Here is a 16,743-nt window from a genome sequence, read left to right on the forward strand (position 1 = left end):
TTCGCTTCGGAGGAAACCGCATGCTGACCCGCACCCTTGGCGCCCTGGCCGCCGCTGCCCTGTTCGCCACCGCCGCCCCCGCCAACACCCTGCGCTGGGCCGCCCAGAACGATGTGCTGACCCTGGACCCGCACAGCCAGAACCACAGCACCACCAGCGCCCTGCTGCAGCACGCCTACGAAGGGCTGACGCGCTACACGCGCGACTACAAGATCGAGGGCGCGCTCGCCACCGAGTGGAAGCAGCTCAGCCCCACCCAGGTGCGCTTCACGCTGCGCAAGGGCGTCAAGTTCCAGGACGGCACGCCCTTCACCGCCGACGACGTGGTGTTCAGCTTCCAGCGCATCATGTCGCCCACCTCCACGCTGCAGGCCTTCGTGGCCGGCGTGAAGGAGGTGAAGAAGGTGGACAGCCACACGGTGGACTTCATCCTTGAGCGCCCCAACCCCATCCTGACGCGCACCATCGTCGACTTCCGCATCGTCAGCAAGGCCTGGGCCGAGAAGAACAAGGCCATCGCCCCGCCCAACTACAAGGCCAAAGAAGAGAACTACGCCACCCGCAACGCCATGGGCACCGGGCCGTACAAGATCGTCAGCTGGCAGCCCGAGCAGCGCATCACCATGGCGCAGAACCCCGACTGGTGGGACGCCAAGAACGCAAGCAACGTCAAGGAAGTCATCTACACCCCCATCAAGAGCGACCAGACGCGCGTGGCCGCGCTGCTCTCGGGTGAGGTGGACATGATGACGGACATGCCCACGCAGGACGTCGCCAAGATCAAGGGCGACGGCAAGTTCAAGGTGGTCGAGGGCAATGAGGTCCGCACCATCTTCGTGGGCATGGACCAGGGTTCGGACCAGCTCAAGGGCAGCAATGTGCAGGGCAACCCGCTGAAGGACCGCCGCGTGCGCGAGGCCCTGAGCCTGGCCATCGACCGCCACGGCATCCAGCGCGCCATCATGCGCGGGCTCTCCGTACCCGCCGCCACCATGGTGGCCCCGGGCGTGAACGGCCACAACCCGCAGCTCGACGCCGCACCCAAGGCCGACCCCGAGCGCGCCAAGAAACTGCTGGCCGAAGCCGGTTACCCGAACGGCTTCGAGACGCCGTTCAACTGCCCGAACAACCGCTACGTCAACGACGAGGAAATCTGCCAGGCCATCGTCAGCATGTGGGCGCGCGTGGGCGTCAAGGCCAAGCTGGGCACCGAAAGCTTCAGCAGCTACTCGCCCAAGATCCAGAACTTCGAGTTCCAGCTCTTCCTGTACGGCTGGGGCATCCCCACCTACGACGCGCTCTACAGCTTCCAGAGCCTGGCGCGCAGCCGTGCCGGCGGGGCGGACGGCAACTACAACTACTTCAAGATCAGCGACCCGCGCATGGACCAGCTGATCGACGACATCAAGGTCGAGCTGGAGCCGGTGAAGCGCAACGCGCTGATCAACGCCGTGCTGCAGCGCATGAAGGAAGAGCAGTTCTTCATCCCCATCCACCACCAGGTGCGGCCCTGGGCGATGAAGCCCAATGTCACCACGGTGCATCGGTCGGATGACAAGCCGGAGGCGAGGTTTACGAATTTCGGGAAGTGATAGCGAGTGGATAGCCCCCCAAACTGATCATCGGAACAACACCACGTCTGTGTTTGGCGCCAACTGGCAGAGGTCAATTTCCATGCAGAACAACACCAGCAGAAACTGGGACTTCTCCTGTGGCACTTGACCCTGCAGCCTCGTGTGCGCCATTCCATCCCGCATAGAATATCCGCCCCTCTTTCTCACCCACCCCATCAAATGCGAACTTTATTTTCGGTCCTTGCAACCATTATTTTGGTTGGCTGCGCAAGCACGCCTGTTCCGCTTACTATTGACAATATCGATTCCTCAGCCAATACAAAAGTCGAGGATCTCCGCCCTGCAACCGAAGGGACGCGTGAAATCTTCAGCTTATTGATTACAAGCGACCAGTACGGATTCCATCGGCTTGCACAAGATCTCACGGAGCCTACAGGGCCGAGGCTGTTCGCACATATGCTGCAAGAAAAGCATGGAAAAAATCCTGTACCGCGCACAAAGCTTCATCACTTCGTCGTATACATGAACATGCGCGCCGAGTTAAAGAAGGTTGCGCTCGGTGCTGCGCTAGGAGGAATGATCGGTGCCGCGATCGCAAATGACACCATCATCCGAGATGGTGAAACTTCGCACACATTAGTCAACCCAGAGAGCTTCGCCGCTTTATCTGGAGAGAATGAGTACAAACGGGCGCTGTATACCGAGGCGGAATTGAAAGAGGGGACGTCTGCCATCGTTGTATTCATCGATAGCGATACCGAAGGGGTTCGACGATTCACCCGTACCGTTTCACCAATGAAGCAGGTACAGCAAGGACAGAAAAGCCCTCTGCACCAGGCGCTTGACTCAGCCATTCGGTTCCATCTGAATCCTTAATAAATCGGCGGCCTCAAGTCTGAGATGAGGGAACCAGGGTCAGGCCTTCAGTTTTTAGCCCAGCGTCCGCCAAAAGGCCTGATCCAAGCCAGTTGCCCCGCCAACCCCCGCGCGTGATCAGGCCGCCAGGGCCCCCTGCTCCGTCCATGTCCTCCTCCGCCGGCCTGCCGGGCCGGCGGATTCCCCCTTGACTTGCCTACGCATGGGGCCCTGACGACCTGATCCGGCCACAGCGTGGCGTGCATCGGGAACACAGAGCCACAAGCGCAAGAACGGCCCTCTTGATCTCAGTCGTCCTCGGTCTCCGTCGATCAGCAGGGCGGGGCGCCTTGCGGAGGGAAGTCAAGGAGGAATCCGCTGCGCGGGCAGCGCGGCGGAGGGGGACATGGACGGAGCAGGGTGCCCCGCCCTCCTGATCTCGCACCAACTTCACCGAGCAAAGCTCAGAGCAGCCGGCGCAGTCGAGCGTTCAAGCGCCGCGCCCGCGCCGGCGCGCATGCCCACCCAGCAGCAGCAAGCCGAAGCCCGCCAGTGCCAGCGGCGTGGGCTCGGGTACTTCCTGGCCCGGGCCGCCGTTCACGCGGATGGAGCTGGCGTTGCCGTAGAAATTGGCGTGGCGCTGGCCGGTGATGACGAATTCCGACCAGGTGGTGAGCCCGCTGGCGGGAAGGTCCAGGCGCTGGTCGAAATCCAGGCTGGGCATGAAGGCCTGCAGGTAGCTGTAGGCGTACTGGAAGGCGCGCAGGGTGTCGCCCTGGGCCAGGCCGCGTTGGTCGGTGTAGAGGTAGTCGGCGCCCGTGTGCTGGGTGCTGAACTCGTCGAACAGGAATTGGCGGCCGTAGCCGGTGGCCTCGACCTCGAAGCGGACGGTCTGACCGTCCACCGTGACGGTGTCGACAAAGGCGGGGCCGTGGCCGGAGATGTCGGTGAACACCGGGCCGCCGTTGGTGACGCTCCAGAGCGCGGGGTCGGTGGCGATCTCGATGGTCTGGGTGAAGCTCAGGCCGCGCAGGTCGCGACCGGCCACGCCGAACACGCCGCTGTTGTCGAAACCCTGGTCGATGGTGCCGGAGAAGCTGACGGTCCAGGCCATGGCATTGAGGCTGAATACCGCGCCGGCCAGCAGGGCGAGCGCACGCGAGCGTTTCATGGAGATCCTGTTCAAGAGTGGGTTGCGGGAGGGCGGGCCCGGCGGCTGCCGGGGCCCGGGGCTTCAGCGAACGCGGGGCGCTAGCGGATGCCGGCGGCGTCGTTTGAAAGCGCTTTCATACTAACGCAGCGGTGTCGCACGGTGCAAGGCAGCGCGCGCAGGGGCGGCCTCTCGGGCCGCGGTGCAGGCGGGCTCGCGCGCGCCCTCTGCGTTGCCCTCTGCCGCTCTGCGGCAGCCCTTGCCGCGGGGCACGGGCGCCGGTGCGGCGCTTCGCGTGCAGCGAACGGCCACCCCATCCATTCAAGCAGGGCGAGGCGCGGCACGACCGCGCGTGATCAGACCGCCAGCACCCCCTGCCGCGCGCTCCTGTTCGCGCACCGGCCCCGCGACCGACGCGGCAGGCATCGCAACAAGCTCCCGCCAGGCCGCATCAAGCCGAGCCCGCCGCAGCACCAGCCGGCGCCATCAAGGCCTGCGCCAGCAGGTCGCACACGATGCGGATGCGCCGCGCCGTGCGCAGTTCGCGGTGGGTGACGAGCCAGATCGGGAACACGACGGGGGGCACCTCGTCGAGCACGCGCACCACATCGGGGTCGCTCTGCGCCACCTCGTCCATCATGGCGCCGATGCCCAGGCCCTGGCGCACCAGGGCCCAGCCGGTGTGCGAGTTCTCGGCGTAGGCGCTGAAGTTGTCTTCGCTCAGCGGCAGGCCATGGGCGCGCAGGTAGCCGAGGTAGTGGCCGCTGCGGTCGCTGCCCACGAAGGCGTGGCGCGCGGCCTCGGCGGCCTGGCGCGGGTGGCCGTGGCGGCGCACCCAGTCCTTGGATGCGTAGAAGCTGGCGCTGGCCTCACGCAGCAGGCGGCCGATGAGCTCGGGCTCGGTGGGGCGCACATGGCGCAAGGCGATGTCGGCCTCGCGGCGGCGCAGGTCCGAAAGGGCGTCGGTGGTGACGATCTCGATGCGCAGCGCCGGCGCCTGCTCACGCAGGCGCAGCAGCAGCGGCGGCAGCAGGTGCGCGGCCACCATGTCGGTGGCGGAGATGCTGACCACGCCATCCACCGCCTGCACATGGCCGCTGGCGGCCAGGCCCAGCTCCTCGGCAGCCGCGCCCATGGCGCGCGCATGCTCCAGCAGGGCCAGGCCGGTGGGCGTGGGCTGCAGGGATTTGCCGATGCGCTCGAACAGGCTCACGCCCAGCTGCTGCTCGATGGCCGCGACCTGCCGGCCCAGCGTGGGCTGGGTGAGCCCGAGGCGGCGCGCGGCGGCGGAAAGCGAGCCCGCCTCGGCGGTGTGCAGAAAGGCGCGCAGCAGGTTCCAGTCGAGTTGATCCATACATCCATGCATGAGTGATCTGCGGATTTGCGGCTGTTCGGCACGCAGACGCATGCATAGCATGCTGCCACGCCGCCCGAGCCCCGCGCTGCCACCCCACTGCCGCTGACCCCGCCATGCGCCTCACCCCGCTCCGCCTGCCCATCCTCGCCACCCTGCTGCCGCTGCTGCTGGCCGCCTGCGGCGGGGGCGATACGCGGCTGGTGGTGTGCACGGCGGTCTACATCCCCGCGGTGTCCGTGCAGCCGGTGGACGAGGCGGGGCGTGCGCTGGAGGGCGTGCAGGTCAGCTGGCGCCTGAATGGCGGAAGCGCGCAGACGCAGACCTGCCTGCTGCTGCCCTGCGCGGTGGACAGCCGCGGCGGGCAGTACGAGCTGGTGGCCAGCAAGGCCGGTTACCTGAGCGTCTCCGTGAGCCTGCAGATCGCGAGCGACGAATGCCACGCCCAGACGCAGCAATGGAAGCCCGTGCTGCCCCGCAAGTAAGCAGCCGGCACACACCGCTCCCGCTCCCTCCAACCCCGTTCAACCCCTTCCCCACACGATGCAAGCCACCCTGAACGCCCAGACCACCTTCTGGAACCGCCTGGCCCGCAAGTACGCCGCCGACCCGATTGCCGACATGGGCGGTTACGCCGCCACGCTTAAGCGCGTGCGCGGCCTGCTGCGGCCGGAGTACGAGGTGCTGGAGATCGGCTGCGGCACCGGCACCACGGCGCTGAACCTGGCCGGGGCCACGCGGCGCTATGTGGCCAGCGACCTGGCGCCCGAGATGGTGGCGATCGCCCGCGAGAAGCTGGCCGCGCAGCCCACGCAGGGCCTGCAGTTCGAGGTGGCCGATGCCACCGCGCCGCATGCGCAGCCCAAGGCCTTTGACGTGCTGCTGGCCTTCAATACCCTGCACCTGCTGCCCGACCTGGACACCAGCCTGGCGCAGGCGCTGCGCCCGCTCAGACCGGGTGGCCTGTTCATTTCCAAGACGGCCTGCGTGGGCGAGATGCACCCGCTGGTGGGCTGGCTGGGCATTCCGCTGGCTCGCCTGCTGGGCAAGGCGCCGCCGGTGCTGGTGTTCAAGGCCCCGGCGCTGGTGGCCGCACTGGAGCGCCAGGGCCTGCGCATCGAGGCGGTGGAGCGCCATGGCACGCAGGGCAAGGACATCCGCGTGTTCATCGTGGCGCGCAAGCCCTGAGTGGGCGAGCGCGAACCAGCGGCCCGCTCTCTCAGCCGCGGGCGCCGCCGCCGCGCGGGCGTCATCCGTCACACTTCGCGCCGCCCCAGCACCCAACGCGTCAGCCCTCTTCCCCATGTTCAAACCCTGCAAGACACTCGGGATCGCCTTGCTGCTGAGTGCCAGCCTGCCGCTGGCCGCGCAGGACGTGCGCTACCGGCAGGACAAGCTGCAGACCGTCCACCCCTTCAGCATGGAAGAAGCCTCCGGGCTGATGGCCATCGGCGAAAGCACGCTGCAGGGCCAGGCCTCGATGACGCTGCGCAAGACCCTGCTGCAGCTGCGCCCGGGTACCAAGATCTACGCCCGCGAGCAGCCGGTGTACCTGTTCCCGATGACGAAGTTCCTGCGCGCCTGGGTGCAGCGCCATGCGCCCAACGGCCTGCGCATGGGCATGTTCGACCTGCAGCCCGAGCTGGACCATGTGGCTGCGCGCACCCTCAGCGACCGCGAGGGGCGCTTCCGCTTCCGCGGCCTGCAGCCCGGCCAGTACCTGCTGTGGGCGGTGATCCCCTACGAGGTGGAGGGCTGGATTGCGCAGGAGACTGGCGAGCACCAGATCACCACCTTCTCGCACTTCGGCATCGTCACCGCTGCCGTGCGCGAGCCGGTGACGCGCTCCGTCAAGCAGGTGCGCGAGCTGGAGAACCATGTGATCCATGTGGTGGACATTCCGCCCGGCCAGGGCGTGGTGGACCTGGGCGAGATCCACGGCGAACGCGCCCAACTGAAGTGAAGGCCCTGCCCGTGCAACCCCTTCTGCTCAGCACCCTGCGCCCTGCCCTGCTCGCCGCCGCCCTGGCCCTGACCGGCGCGCCGACAGCGCAGGCCCAGGCCCAAGCTCAGGCCCAAACAGCGACCACCGCCAAGGCGCCCGCCAAGCTGCTGCCCCCGCGCACCGAGCTGCCCGCCTGGTTCATTTTCTTTTCCAGCAACAAGGCGCCGGATCGTTCGATCTACCTGGTGGACGCGCGCTACCGCCCGGTGGGCGAGGGCCTCTACGAGACCCAGGCCCTGGTGATGCGTGAAACCCCCAGCGGCGACTTCGACCACTGGAGCGGCACCCTGCAGTACCAGGCCAGCCCCGAGCAGGTGGCGCTGGCGCGCGACCCGCTGGAGAAGCTGCAGCCGCTGATGAAGAGCGTGAAGGTGCGCACCGTGTCGGCCTACCAGATGACGGGCAGCGGCAAGGTGGTGCCGGGCCAGCCCACCGACTGGACCACCTTCAAAAGCCCGATCGACCTGCTGGGCTTTCGCATCGCCACCGACCCCGACGCCCTGAAGCGCCCCGAGGCCTACGGTCTGGTGTTCGCCGGCAACTTCCACCGCCCCATCGACGTGGTCGACCTGGTGCGCCGGGTGCTGCCGCAGGTGAAGGACATGCGTTGAGCCGCCGCCGCGCATGAAGCCCGCCCCACTGCCCTGGGAACAGCGCGTGGGCCGGCGCTGGCCATATGGGCTGGCCGGCATCGCGCTCGTCAGCCTGGGCCTGCCGCTGTTGCGCGCCTGGCTGGCGCACGCCGGCCTGGCGCCCGCCACCGAGCCCGAGCTGCTGCTGTGGGAATTCGCGGGCTGGGGCCTGGCCTTTGCGGGTGCCAGCCTGCTGGCGGTGCTGATGGCGGCGGCCGGGCTGGTGCGGCGCATGAAGGGCCCGGTGCCGCCGGCAGCGGATGCCTACCGCATGGCACCGCGCCAGCCGGACGACCGCGCATGAAGCACCCCGCCACGGGCGTGCGGCAGCGCCTGGCGCCGCGGCTGCTGTGGATCGACAGCCTGGCCGCCCTCGGCGCCGGCCTGCTGGTGTTCGGCTTCGCGCCGGCCTTGAGCGGCCTCTACGGGCTGCCGGTGCCGTTGCTGCAGCGCATTGCCGCGGCGAACCTGTTGTACGGCAGCGGCTCGCTCGGCCTGGCCTGCTGGCGCGGGCGGCCTCGGGGGGCCGTCCAGCTGCTGGCGCTGGCCAACGCGTTCTGGGCCGGCGTGTGCGTGCTGCTGGCGCTGCAACAGGGCGCCGAGGCCAGCGGGTTCGGCCTCGCCCACCTGCTGGGCGAGGCCGTGTTCGTGGGCACACTGGGGGCACTGGAGTGGCGCTACCGGCGGGTGCTGGCGCCGCAGCCCGATGGGCATCAGGCCACGCGCGCCTCCACCGCTTCCTCCAGCGCCGCGGGCCAGCGGATCTCGGGCACCGCCTCCAGTGCCGGGCGGGCGAAGTAGAAGCCCTGAAAGCGGCGCACGCCGGCCGCGAACAGCCAGGCGTATTCCTCGTGCTGCTCGATGCCCTCGGCCACCACGGTGATGCCCAGCCGCCGGCAGCAGTCCAGCACGGCGCGCACGATGGCCTGGCGCACGCCGGAGCGCTGGATGTCGTGCACGAGCTGGCGGTCGATCTTGACCTTGTCGGGCTGGAAGTTCGTGAGCAGGCTCAGGCCGGCATGGCCGGCGCCGAAGTCGTCGATGGCGGTGAGGAAACCGGCGGCCTTGAGCTCGGCGACGTTGCGGTAGAAGCGCTCGGGCTGCGAGATCGCCTCCGCCTCGGTGATCTCGACGATGACGCGCTGGGGCTCGATGCCATGGCTGCGCGCGATGCGCGCCAGGCGCTCGGCCGCCAGCGGGTCGCGCATCAGCGCGCCGGGCAGCAGGTTGATGGCGACCTTGCCGGTGAAGGCGGTGCGGGCGATCTGCGCGAAGGCGAGCTCCTTCCAGGCCAGATCCTGCGCGTAGCGCTCGGCCCGCGAGAGGCGCCGCAGCAGCGCGGCCGGCGCTTCGCCTTCCGGCCCGCGCAGCAGCAGCTCGACCGAGGAGATGCGCCCGATATGGGGCTCGACGATCGGCTGCATGGCAAAGCGCACCGGGGGCGCTTCGGGCAGCGCGGGCAGCCCGTGCAAGCCATGTGGCAGGCCGGGCTGGGCCGGACCCCGAGCCCGCGCCGGCCCGAGTGGCGGGCCTGCGCTCGGCGCACCGGCGGGGTCGCGCCAGTCACCGCACAAGAAGCTGTCGATGATGGCGGCCACGCGGTCCTCGCCCTCGTCCGCCAGGCTGCCGGAACGTGACAGGCGGGGCGGCCAGCGGCGCCCTTGGGCCTGTGGCGGCGCCACCAGGAAGCGCCAGCCCTGGAACTGGCGCCGCGCCACGGGTTCGGAGCGGATCAGCACCACGGCGCTGTGGCGGGGGTCGGCCACGATGGCGTCGTAGAGCGTCAGCACCGCGCTGCGCGGGCCTTCCAGCACCTGCAGGAAGTAGTCGCCATCGCAGACCAGCAGGCCGCTGATGCCGAGCGCCCGGTTGCGGCGCCCGGCCTCGGCCGCCAGCCGCTCCAGGCCATGGGCCAGCAGCGCCGCCGCCGCGCGGCTGCGGTAGATCAGTTGGTGCAGCATGCGGGCCTCCCATTCAGGCGCTGGCGCCGCGCGCCGGCAGCTTGAAGCGGCGGGCGGCGCGCTCCAGTTGCATGGCCTGCTGGTGCAGGCTGGCCGAGGCCGCCGCGCTTTGCTCCACCAGCGCGGCATTGCGCTGCGTGGCTTCGTCGATGGCGCCGACGGCGCCGCTGACCTGCTGCAAGCCCTGCGCCTGCTGATGGATGGCCTGGTTGATGTGGGCCATGTGCTCGCGCAGGCGCTCGATGCCCTGCACGATGGCCTGCACCTGCTCGCCGGCACGGGCCATGCGCTGGTGCGCGGCGCCCACGTCGTCCACGCTGCTCTGGATGAGCTGACGCACCTGCTGCGAGGCCTCGGCCACGCGCTGGGCCAGGGTGCGCACCTCGCTGGCCACCACGGCGAAGCCGCGGCCGGCGTCGCCCGCGCGGGCGGCCTCGACGGCGGCGTTCAGGGCCAGGATATTGGTCTGGAAGGCAATGCCGTCGATGGTTCCGATGATGTCCACCATGCGCAGGCTGCTGCCGCGGATGCGCTCCATGTCCGCCACCGCCTGGCCCATGCGCGCGCCGCCGTCGTGCGCCAGCTGCGCCACCTGTTCGGCCTCGCCGCGGCTGGCCTCCACGGCCTGGATGTGCTGCTGCACCGCTTCGTTGAGCTGCTGCAGCGAGGCCGCGGCCTGCTGCAGCGCCGCCGCCTGCTGCTCGGTACGGCCCGAGAGCTCGGAGTTGCCGCTGGCGATCTGCGAAGACGCCGTGGCCACATGGTTCACGCCCGAGTGGATGCTGAGCAGCAGCTCATGCAGCGAATGCTGCATGCGGCCGATGGCGCCGAGCACGCTGTGCGCGGCCTGCGCGCCCGCCGCCGGCGGCGCCTGGCTCAGATCGCCCGAGGCCACGCGTGACACCGCCGCCACGGCTTGGGCCGGCTCGCCGCCCAACTGGCCGAGCAGCTCGCGGCTCAGCCACCAGGCGAAGCCGCAGCCCGCCAGCAGGCCGATGAGCGAGATGGCCAGCAGCATGCGTTCGCTGCGCTGCCCCAGGGCCAGGGCCTGCGCGGTGCTGTTGGCCAGCAGCTCGGCCTGCCAGGCGCGCTGTGCAGCCACGGCCTCAATGAAGTGATCGCGCGCCGGCACCACATCGCTCTCCAGGCGCGCGAAGGCCAGGGCCGGCTCGCCCGCGCGGATCAGCGGCAGCAGGGCCTCGGCCTCGCGCCAGAAACGCTGCTTGCGTTGCTCCAGCTCGGCATAGAGCGCGCGGCCCTGGGCCGTGCTGAGGTGCTGCTGGAAATCGGCCAGGGCCGCATCGGTCTGCGTGCGCAGCGCATGCAGGCGCGCCAGGGCGGCCTCGCGGCCGGCCTCGGTGGGCGCCAGCATGGCGTGGCGCGCTTCCAGCGAGGCCTTGATCACCCCCGCCTTGACATCCGCGATGCGTTCCGCCTGGGGCAGAAAGCGGTCGCGCGAGGCCATCAGCTGCTCGTCCACCCGGTGGATGTTGAGCCAGACGGCCAGGCCCCCAAGGGCCGTCACCAGCGCCAAAACCCCAAATGCCCCAAGAAGCCTTTGACGAAGTCCCCAAGCCATGGTCGCCTCCCGACGTGGATGAGGCGCGCAGGCCAAGGGCTATCCCCAGGAGACGCCAAGCGCACGCGATTGGCCCCAGACGGGCTAAGCCTTAGGCAGCTCGGGGAATTTGCGCCGCCCGCACGGCCGCACAGGCCCTACGCTCGGGCCCTCACTCGACAGGAGCTCACCATGCCCAAGGGCCAGCAACGCAGCAACAAGGAAGCCAAGAAGCCGAAGAAGGACAGCGGTCCCCCCAAGCCCGCTTCGGGCGGCGCGCCGATGCCCACCGTGGTGACGCAGGTGATGGAGCGCGGCAAGAAGAAGACGGGCGCCTGAGGCCCCGCCCGTGGCCAGCCGCCGTTCGACGGATGGCCACGGCCCACGCTCATTCCTCTCAGAGCCGGAACACCCCCACCACCTCGTTCATGGCCTTGGCCTGCTGCTTCAGGCTTTCGGCGGCAGCGGCGGCCTGCTCCACCAGCGCGGCGTTCTGCTGCGTGGCGCGGTCCAGGTCGGCCACGGCCTCGCTGACCTGACCGATGCCCTGCGCCTGCTCGCGGCTGGCGTGGTCCATCTCCTGGATCAGGCTGGCCACGCGGCCCACCTGGGCGACGATCTCGTTCATGGTGCGGCCGGCCTCGGCCACCTGGCGCGAGCCCGCATCCACGCGCTCCACGCTCGCCCCGATCAGGGACTTGATCTCCTTGGCCGCCTCGGCACTGCGGCTGGCCAGGCTGCGCACCTCGCCGGCCACCACCGCAAAGCCGCGGCCCTGCTCGCCGGCGCGCGCTGCTTCCACGGCGGCATTGAGCGCCAGGATGTTGGTCTGGAAAGCGATGCCGTCGATGGTGCCGATGATGTCGGCGATGCGCTTGGAGCTGGCGCTGATCTCGTCCATCGTGGCCACCACCTGGCCCACCACGGCGCCGCCGCGTTCGGCCACCTGGCTGGCGCTGGCCGCCAGCTCCGTGGCGCTGCGCGCGGTGTCGGCGTTGTGGCGCACGGTGGCGCTCATTTGCTCCATCGAGGCCGCGGTCTCTTCAAGGTTGGCGGCTTGCTGCTCGGTGCGCTGGGAAAGGTCGGCATTGCCGGTGGCGATCTCGGCGGAACCGGTGGCGATGGAGTCCGCGCTCATGCGCACCTGGTTCACTACCTCACCGAGCTTGCTGTTCATCTCGGCCAGGGCCTCGAGCAGCTGGGCGATTTCGTCATGTCCGCGCACCTCGATGCGGGTGCGCAAATCGCCCCCCGCCACCGCCTGCGCCAGGCGCAGCGCGGTTTGCGTGGGACCGGTGATGGAACGCGTGATGCGCCAGGCCAGGGCCGCCCCGAGCACCAGGGCCACCAGGGTGAGCAATGAAATCGTCCAGGTGCTGCGGCGCTCCGCCGCCGTGGCCGCGGCGTACTGCTGTTCCACCAGCTTGGTCTGCAGGGCCAGCAGCTCGCCCAGGTGCTGGGCCACCGGCGGGCCGAACTCGGCCACCTTGCCCAGGAAGGCGTTCTGCACGGCGTTGAAATCGGTTTCCTGCAAGGCCTTGCGGGCCTCGGCCAAGCCCTCGCGGGCGTAGGCATTGCGCGCGGCCATGAGCTTGTCGGCCAGGGCCTTCTCTTCGGCGCTGAGGTTGCCGGCCAGGTAGTTGGCCAGCAGGCGCTCGGAAGCGGCCTCGTTCTCGCTCAGTTCCTTCAAGGCCCGTGCGGTGGCGGATTCATTGCGCAGCAGCAGCGCCTCGGCCAGCAGGTAGCGGTCGCGGATGGCCATGGCGTTCACGCGGCCGAGCTGTTCCAGCGGCACGGTGCGCTCCAGGTACACGGCCTTGAGCCGGGCGTTGCTGCGGTCCAGCTCCACCAGGCCCATGGCCGCCACCACCAGCAAAAAGGCCAGCAGGGCCGTGAAGGCGCCACCCAGACGTTGACCCACACGCAGTTGCTTCAGGAATCCCATCGTCGTCGTCCTCCAATGGAAGGAGCTTGCCAGGGCTGGCCGAGCCCAAAACGGGACTTGCGCTGGGGAATTCCCAGGGGGCTGCCTCATTTCGCAGCAAACCGGCCAGCTCCCAAGCACGACAAGCACTTGCCGCCGCCCACCCAAGCCCATCCACGGATTTATCCACAGACGGCGGGGATGAATCGCGCAGGCCGCACAAAGGCCGGCAGAGGCGCCAATCCGTCACGCCCGCGGCCGGCCTCTCCTCCACCCGGTGGGTGCTGAAGGGCGCCCGCGCCGGTTAGAAACCGGCACTTGGCCACCGCAGGGAACCCGCCATGAACGGCGACACCATCACCGGCGAGATCGATCGCGCGCTGCTGAGCCCCCTGCTGCGTGGGGTGCAGATCCCGCCACGCCCCGAGTTGCTGGCCGCCGTGCAGGCCGAACTGCAGACCGCCGACCCCGACCCCCAGCGCCTGGCCCAATTGGTGAATGACGACGTGGCCATGTCGGCCGCGCTGCTCAAGCTCGCCAACTCACCGCTGATGGGCCTGAGCCGCCGCGCCGAGACGGTGAACCAGGCCTTCACCCTGCTGGGCATGCTGACGGTGGAGTCGCTGCTGGTGGAGATCGCGCTGCGCCGCGCCCTGCCCAGCGATGGCCCCACCTTGACGCGCTTCTGGGACGTGGCCACCCGCCGCGCGCATGCCATGGCCTATCTGGCCCGGCGCGAACGCATCGCGCCCTCGGACGTGGCACACACCTGCGGCCTCTTCCTGGACGTGGGCATCGCCCTGCTGCTGCGCTGGCCGCTGACGCCGCCCTACCTCAACACGCTGGCGATCGCCAACGACTCGCTGGAGCCCTTCACGCAGATCGAACGCGAGCGCCATGGCCTGGACCATGCGCTGGTGGGCGCCGCCATGGCGCACAGCTGGGGCGTGGGCCAGGGCGTGGTGCTGGCGGTGCGCCAGCACCACGACTACGCCATGCTGGACGACGCCAAACCGCCCCAGGTGCTGCGCCAACTGGTGGCGCTGACCTGCGTGGTCGAGCACATCATCCAGCGCTACGAGGGCCTGAACCAGACGCGCGAATGGGACAAGGGCGGCGAGGCCGCGCTACGCACCCTGGGCCTGAGCGAGGCCGAGCTGGCCGTGTGGTCGGCCGACGTGCACCTGATGTTCAACCAGGGCGGTTGACCTTCCGTTTGCGGGTGGGTTGGGCCCGCGGATGCAGGCCGCGCAGGCCGCGATCCGGCCGCGGCCCATGCTCAGGCACGCCGCAGGCCCGCCGATAGGCCTGCAGCTGGCGCTGCGCCTGGCCCAGCAGGGTGCCGGGTGGGTAGCCCTGCGGGCCGGGAGAGCCGCTGCAATCAGCCCCCACCGGCAGGGGGCTGAGCAGGCCCAGCACATCGGCCACACAGTCGGCGGCGTAAACCTGGAAGCGCCCGGCCGCCACGGCGGCCGTCACCTCGGGGCTGAGCATCAGGTGGCGGCGGTTGCGGCTGGGGATCAGCACGCCTTGCTGACCGTCCAGCCCGGCCTGCGCACAGGTGCGGAAGTAGCCCTCGATCTTTTCGTTGATGCCGCCCACCGGCAGCAGCTCGCCATGCTGGTTCAGCGCGCCGGTGACGGCGATGCCCTGGCGCAGCGGCACGCCGCTGAGTGCCGAGAGCAGGGCGCACAGCTCGGCGCAGGAGGCCGAGTCGCCCTCCACGCCCTGGTACTCCTGCTCGAACACCAGCGAGGCATTGAGGGCCAGCGGCGCCAGGTGGGCGAACAGGGCGGTGAGGTAGCTCTGCAGGATCAGCACGCCCTTGTCGTGGATGGGGCCGGAGAGCTCGACCTCGCGTTCGATGTTGAGCAGGCCGTCCTCACCCGCATGGCTGCGCGCGCTCACGCGCACCGGCAGGCCGAAGGCGTGGTCACCGAGGTCGATGACGGTCAGGCCGTTGAGCTGGCCGACGCGCTCGCCCTGCAGCACCAGCACGCGTTCGCCGTCGCGAATGGCCTCCTGCAGGCGCTGCTCGGGGTAGTCGTGGCGATGGCGCGCCGCGGCGCGCGCGGCCCACACGTCCTCGGCCACCACCAGGCGGGACTGCCGGGCGCGCGCCAGCGCGGCGGCTTCGACCAGCAGGGCCTCGGTGCGCGCGAAGCGGGCGCTCTGGCGCAGCTGGTCCTCGGCGTCACGGTGGCTTTCCTCGATCAGTGCGGCCACGGCCGCGGCATTGGCGGGCGGTAGCCCCAGGCGCCGGCAGGTCTGCGCCACCAGGATGGCGCTGGCATGGCGGGTCTCGGCATTGGCCTCGAAGCTCTCGGCAAAGTCCACCTTGCAGCCGAAGCGGCGCGCCAGCTCGGGGTCACCGTCCTGCAGCGCGTAGTACTCCTCCACCGAGGCCACCAGCACCAGCTTGACGTCCACGTCCACCGCCTCGGGCTGCAGCGACACCGCCGCCAGCGGCGCGGCCGCCAGGCCGGGTTCCTCGATCTGCAGGCGCCCGCTGCGCACGAAGCGGCGCAGCGATTCCCACACCTGCGGGTCACCCAGCAGATCGCACAAATGCAGCATCAAGAAGCCGCCATGCGCGCGCAGCAGGCTGCCGGCGCGGATGCGCGCGAAGTCGCTCACCAGCACGTCGTTGCGCAGCTCGTACTCGATGCTGCCGAACAGCACGCGGTGCACCGGGTTGTCCACCACCAGCACCGGCGCGCCGCTCAGCTCGTGGTTGTCCACCGCCACGTTGACGCGCAAGCGCGCCAGCAGCTCGGTCAGCGCGGCCGCGCGGCTGCCATCGTCCTCCTCGGCATGGTGGTGGTGAAAGAGGTCGAGGTTTTCCAGCACATGGGCCTGCACCTGCTCCAGGTAGCGGCCGAGCTTGCGGCCGTCCTTGATCTGCTTGCGCAGCGGCTTGCGGATCTGCTCCAGCGCGTCTTCCAGCAGCGGCGTGATGAGGCGGCGGCGCAGCGCCACCAACGCCTCTTCGAGCGTGCGCTCGTTGCGGTGCACGGTGTCCAGGAAGGCGGCGATCTGCGTGCGCAGCGCGCTCTCGGCGGTGGCCATCTCGGCATGCTGCTCGGGGCTCAGGCCCATGGCGGCCTCGGCCGTCATCGGCTTGCCGTGGGCGTCCAGCTGCGTGAAGACCAGATTGCCCTGCTCGCGCAGCAGGCCGAAGCGGCGCGCCTCGGCAAAGGCGGCCAGGGCGGCGTAGGCACGGTCCTCGTCGGCCTTGGCGGCCGCCTCCAGGCGTTCGCACTCGCTCTTCACGAAGGGCTCGGCCAGGCGGCGCGGGATGTCCTCGCGCAAGCGCTTGGCCAGTTCGGCCATGCCCTGGCGCAGCTCGCGGCCCTGCCCGGCCGGCAGGCGCAGCGCCATCGGGCGCTCGGGGGTGTCGAAGTTGTGCAGGAAGCACAGGTCCGGCGGCACCGCGCGGCTGGCCGCCAGTTCGTGCATCAGCTGCGTCAGCAAGGTGCTGCGGCCGCTGCCGATCTCGCCCAGCACCAACAGGTTGTAGCCAGGCTGCTCCAGCCCCAGGCCAAAGCGGGCCGCGGCCTCGGCGCGCTGCTGGCCGATCCAGGGCAGGGCCAGCTCCGCCAGCTCGCTGGTGTCGGCAAAGCCGAGCTCGGCGGGGTTGAGGGTCAGGCGCAGGTCGGCAGGGGGCAGTGCGTGCAGGCTCATGGCACTGATTCTGCGGCGCCTCTGCGCTGCCGCTCCAAACCGCCGC

Annotated in this window: 16 protein-coding genes; 10 read left to right on the forward strand and 6 right to left on the reverse strand. The window is 69.7% G+C overall.

The genetic code is table 11. The features are described 5' to 3' along the window. The first annotated feature begins 20 nt into the window (after positions 1–20). Positions 21–1,592: an ABC transporter substrate-binding protein gene (locus tag I7X39_RS03335; protein ID WP_198109552.1), complete on the forward strand. Its 1,572-nt coding sequence runs from the start codon at positions 21–23 to the stop codon at positions 1,590–1,592. 144 nt (positions 1,593–1,736) lie between these two features. Beyond that, positions 1,737–2,450, forward strand: coding sequence for a hypothetical protein (locus tag I7X39_RS03340; protein WP_198109553.1), 714 nt, complete (start codon positions 1,737–1,739; stop codon positions 2,448–2,450). Between the two features lie 469 nt (positions 2,451–2,919). Here I7X39_RS03340 and I7X39_RS03345 read toward each other — a convergent pair whose 3' ends face one another. Next, positions 2,920–3,600: a hypothetical protein gene (locus tag I7X39_RS03345; RefSeq protein WP_198109554.1), complete on the reverse strand. Its 681-nt coding sequence runs from the start codon at positions 3,598–3,600 to the stop codon at positions 2,920–2,922. 430 nt (positions 3,601–4,030) lie between these two features. Beyond that, a complete protein-coding gene (locus tag I7X39_RS03350; RefSeq protein WP_198109555.1) occupies positions 4,031–4,933 on the reverse strand; it encodes a LysR family transcriptional regulator in 903 nt (300 codons plus the stop codon). 116 nt (positions 4,934–5,049) lie between these two features. Between I7X39_RS03350 and I7X39_RS03355 the strand changes: the two genes are divergently transcribed. The 6 genes from I7X39_RS03355 to I7X39_RS03380 all read left to right on the forward strand — a co-directional run bounded on the left by I7X39_RS03355 (position 5,050) and on the right by I7X39_RS03380 (position 8,371). Further along, positions 5,050–5,418 (forward strand): hypothetical protein, encoded by a 369-nt coding sequence (locus I7X39_RS03355; RefSeq protein WP_198109556.1) that lies wholly within the window; start codon positions 5,050–5,052, stop codon positions 5,416–5,418. A 58-nt stretch (positions 5,419–5,476) separates the two neighbouring features. Then, entirely contained in the window at positions 5,477–6,121 is a 645-nt protein-coding gene (locus I7X39_RS03360; protein ID WP_198109557.1) for a class I SAM-dependent methyltransferase, read from the forward strand. 115 nt (positions 6,122–6,236) lie between these two features. Next, complete coding sequence (locus tag I7X39_RS03365; RefSeq protein WP_198109558.1) at positions 6,237–6,896, forward strand: carboxypeptidase-like regulatory domain-containing protein; 660 nt, start codon at positions 6,237–6,239, stop codon at positions 6,894–6,896. An 11-nt stretch (positions 6,897–6,907) separates the two neighbouring features. Next, positions 6,908–7,549 (forward strand): hypothetical protein, encoded by a 642-nt coding sequence (locus tag I7X39_RS03370; protein WP_198109559.1) that lies wholly within the window; start codon positions 6,908–6,910, stop codon positions 7,547–7,549. 13 nt (positions 7,550–7,562) lie between these two features. Then, positions 7,563–7,874: a hypothetical protein gene (locus tag I7X39_RS03375; protein WP_198109560.1), complete on the forward strand. Its 312-nt coding sequence runs from the start codon at positions 7,563–7,565 to the stop codon at positions 7,872–7,874. Beyond that, entirely contained in the window at positions 7,871–8,371 is a 501-nt protein-coding gene (locus tag I7X39_RS03380; protein WP_198109561.1) for a hypothetical protein, read from the forward strand. Before I7X39_RS03375 ends, I7X39_RS03380 begins: the two co-directional genes overlap by 4 nt. On the opposite strand, the gene I7X39_RS03385 is transcribed toward I7X39_RS03380, so the two are convergent. Next, positions 8,284–9,531 (reverse strand): diguanylate phosphodiesterase, encoded by a 1,248-nt coding sequence (locus I7X39_RS03385; protein WP_198109562.1) that lies wholly within the window; start codon positions 9,529–9,531, stop codon positions 8,284–8,286. The two genes, I7X39_RS03380 and I7X39_RS03385, sit on opposite strands and share 88 nt — an antisense overlap. A 13-nt stretch (positions 9,532–9,544) precedes the next feature. Beyond that, a complete protein-coding gene (locus I7X39_RS03390) occupies positions 9,545–11,110 on the reverse strand; it encodes a methyl-accepting chemotaxis protein (protein WP_232351682.1) in 1,566 nt (521 codons plus the stop codon). A 171-nt stretch (positions 11,111–11,281) separates the two neighbouring features. Between I7X39_RS03390 and I7X39_RS03395 the strand changes: the two genes are divergently transcribed. Then, entirely contained in the window at positions 11,282–11,428 is a 147-nt protein-coding gene (locus I7X39_RS03395) for a hypothetical protein (protein WP_198109564.1), read from the forward strand. 58 nt (positions 11,429–11,486) lie between these two features. Here I7X39_RS03395 and I7X39_RS23595 read toward each other — a convergent pair whose 3' ends face one another. Then, the gene (locus tag I7X39_RS23595) at positions 11,487–13,034 is read right to left on the reverse strand and encodes a methyl-accepting chemotaxis protein (protein ID WP_198109565.1); all 1,548 of its coding nucleotides are present in this window, start codon (positions 13,032–13,034) and stop codon (positions 11,487–11,489) included. A gap of 320 nt (positions 13,035–13,354) precedes the next feature. On the opposite strand from I7X39_RS23595, the gene I7X39_RS03405 reads away from it, so the two are divergent. Continuing rightward, positions 13,355–14,221 carry an HDOD domain-containing protein gene (locus I7X39_RS03405; RefSeq protein WP_198109566.1) on the forward strand — a complete coding sequence of 289 codons (867 nt, stop codon included), beginning with the start codon at positions 13,355–13,357 and terminating at the stop codon, positions 14,219–14,221. Here I7X39_RS03405 and I7X39_RS03410 read toward each other — a convergent pair. Continuing rightward, positions 14,205–16,697, reverse strand: coding sequence for a Lon protease family protein (locus I7X39_RS03410; RefSeq protein WP_198109567.1), 2,493 nt, complete (start codon positions 16,695–16,697; stop codon positions 14,205–14,207). The genes I7X39_RS03405 and I7X39_RS03410 overlap by 17 nt on opposite strands. Positions 16,698–16,743 lie beyond the last annotated feature (46 nt).

This window comes from Inhella proteolytica, from assembly GCF_016093275.1.
Lineage (GTDB): Bacteria > Pseudomonadota > Gammaproteobacteria > Burkholderiales > Burkholderiaceae_C > Inhella > Inhella proteolytica.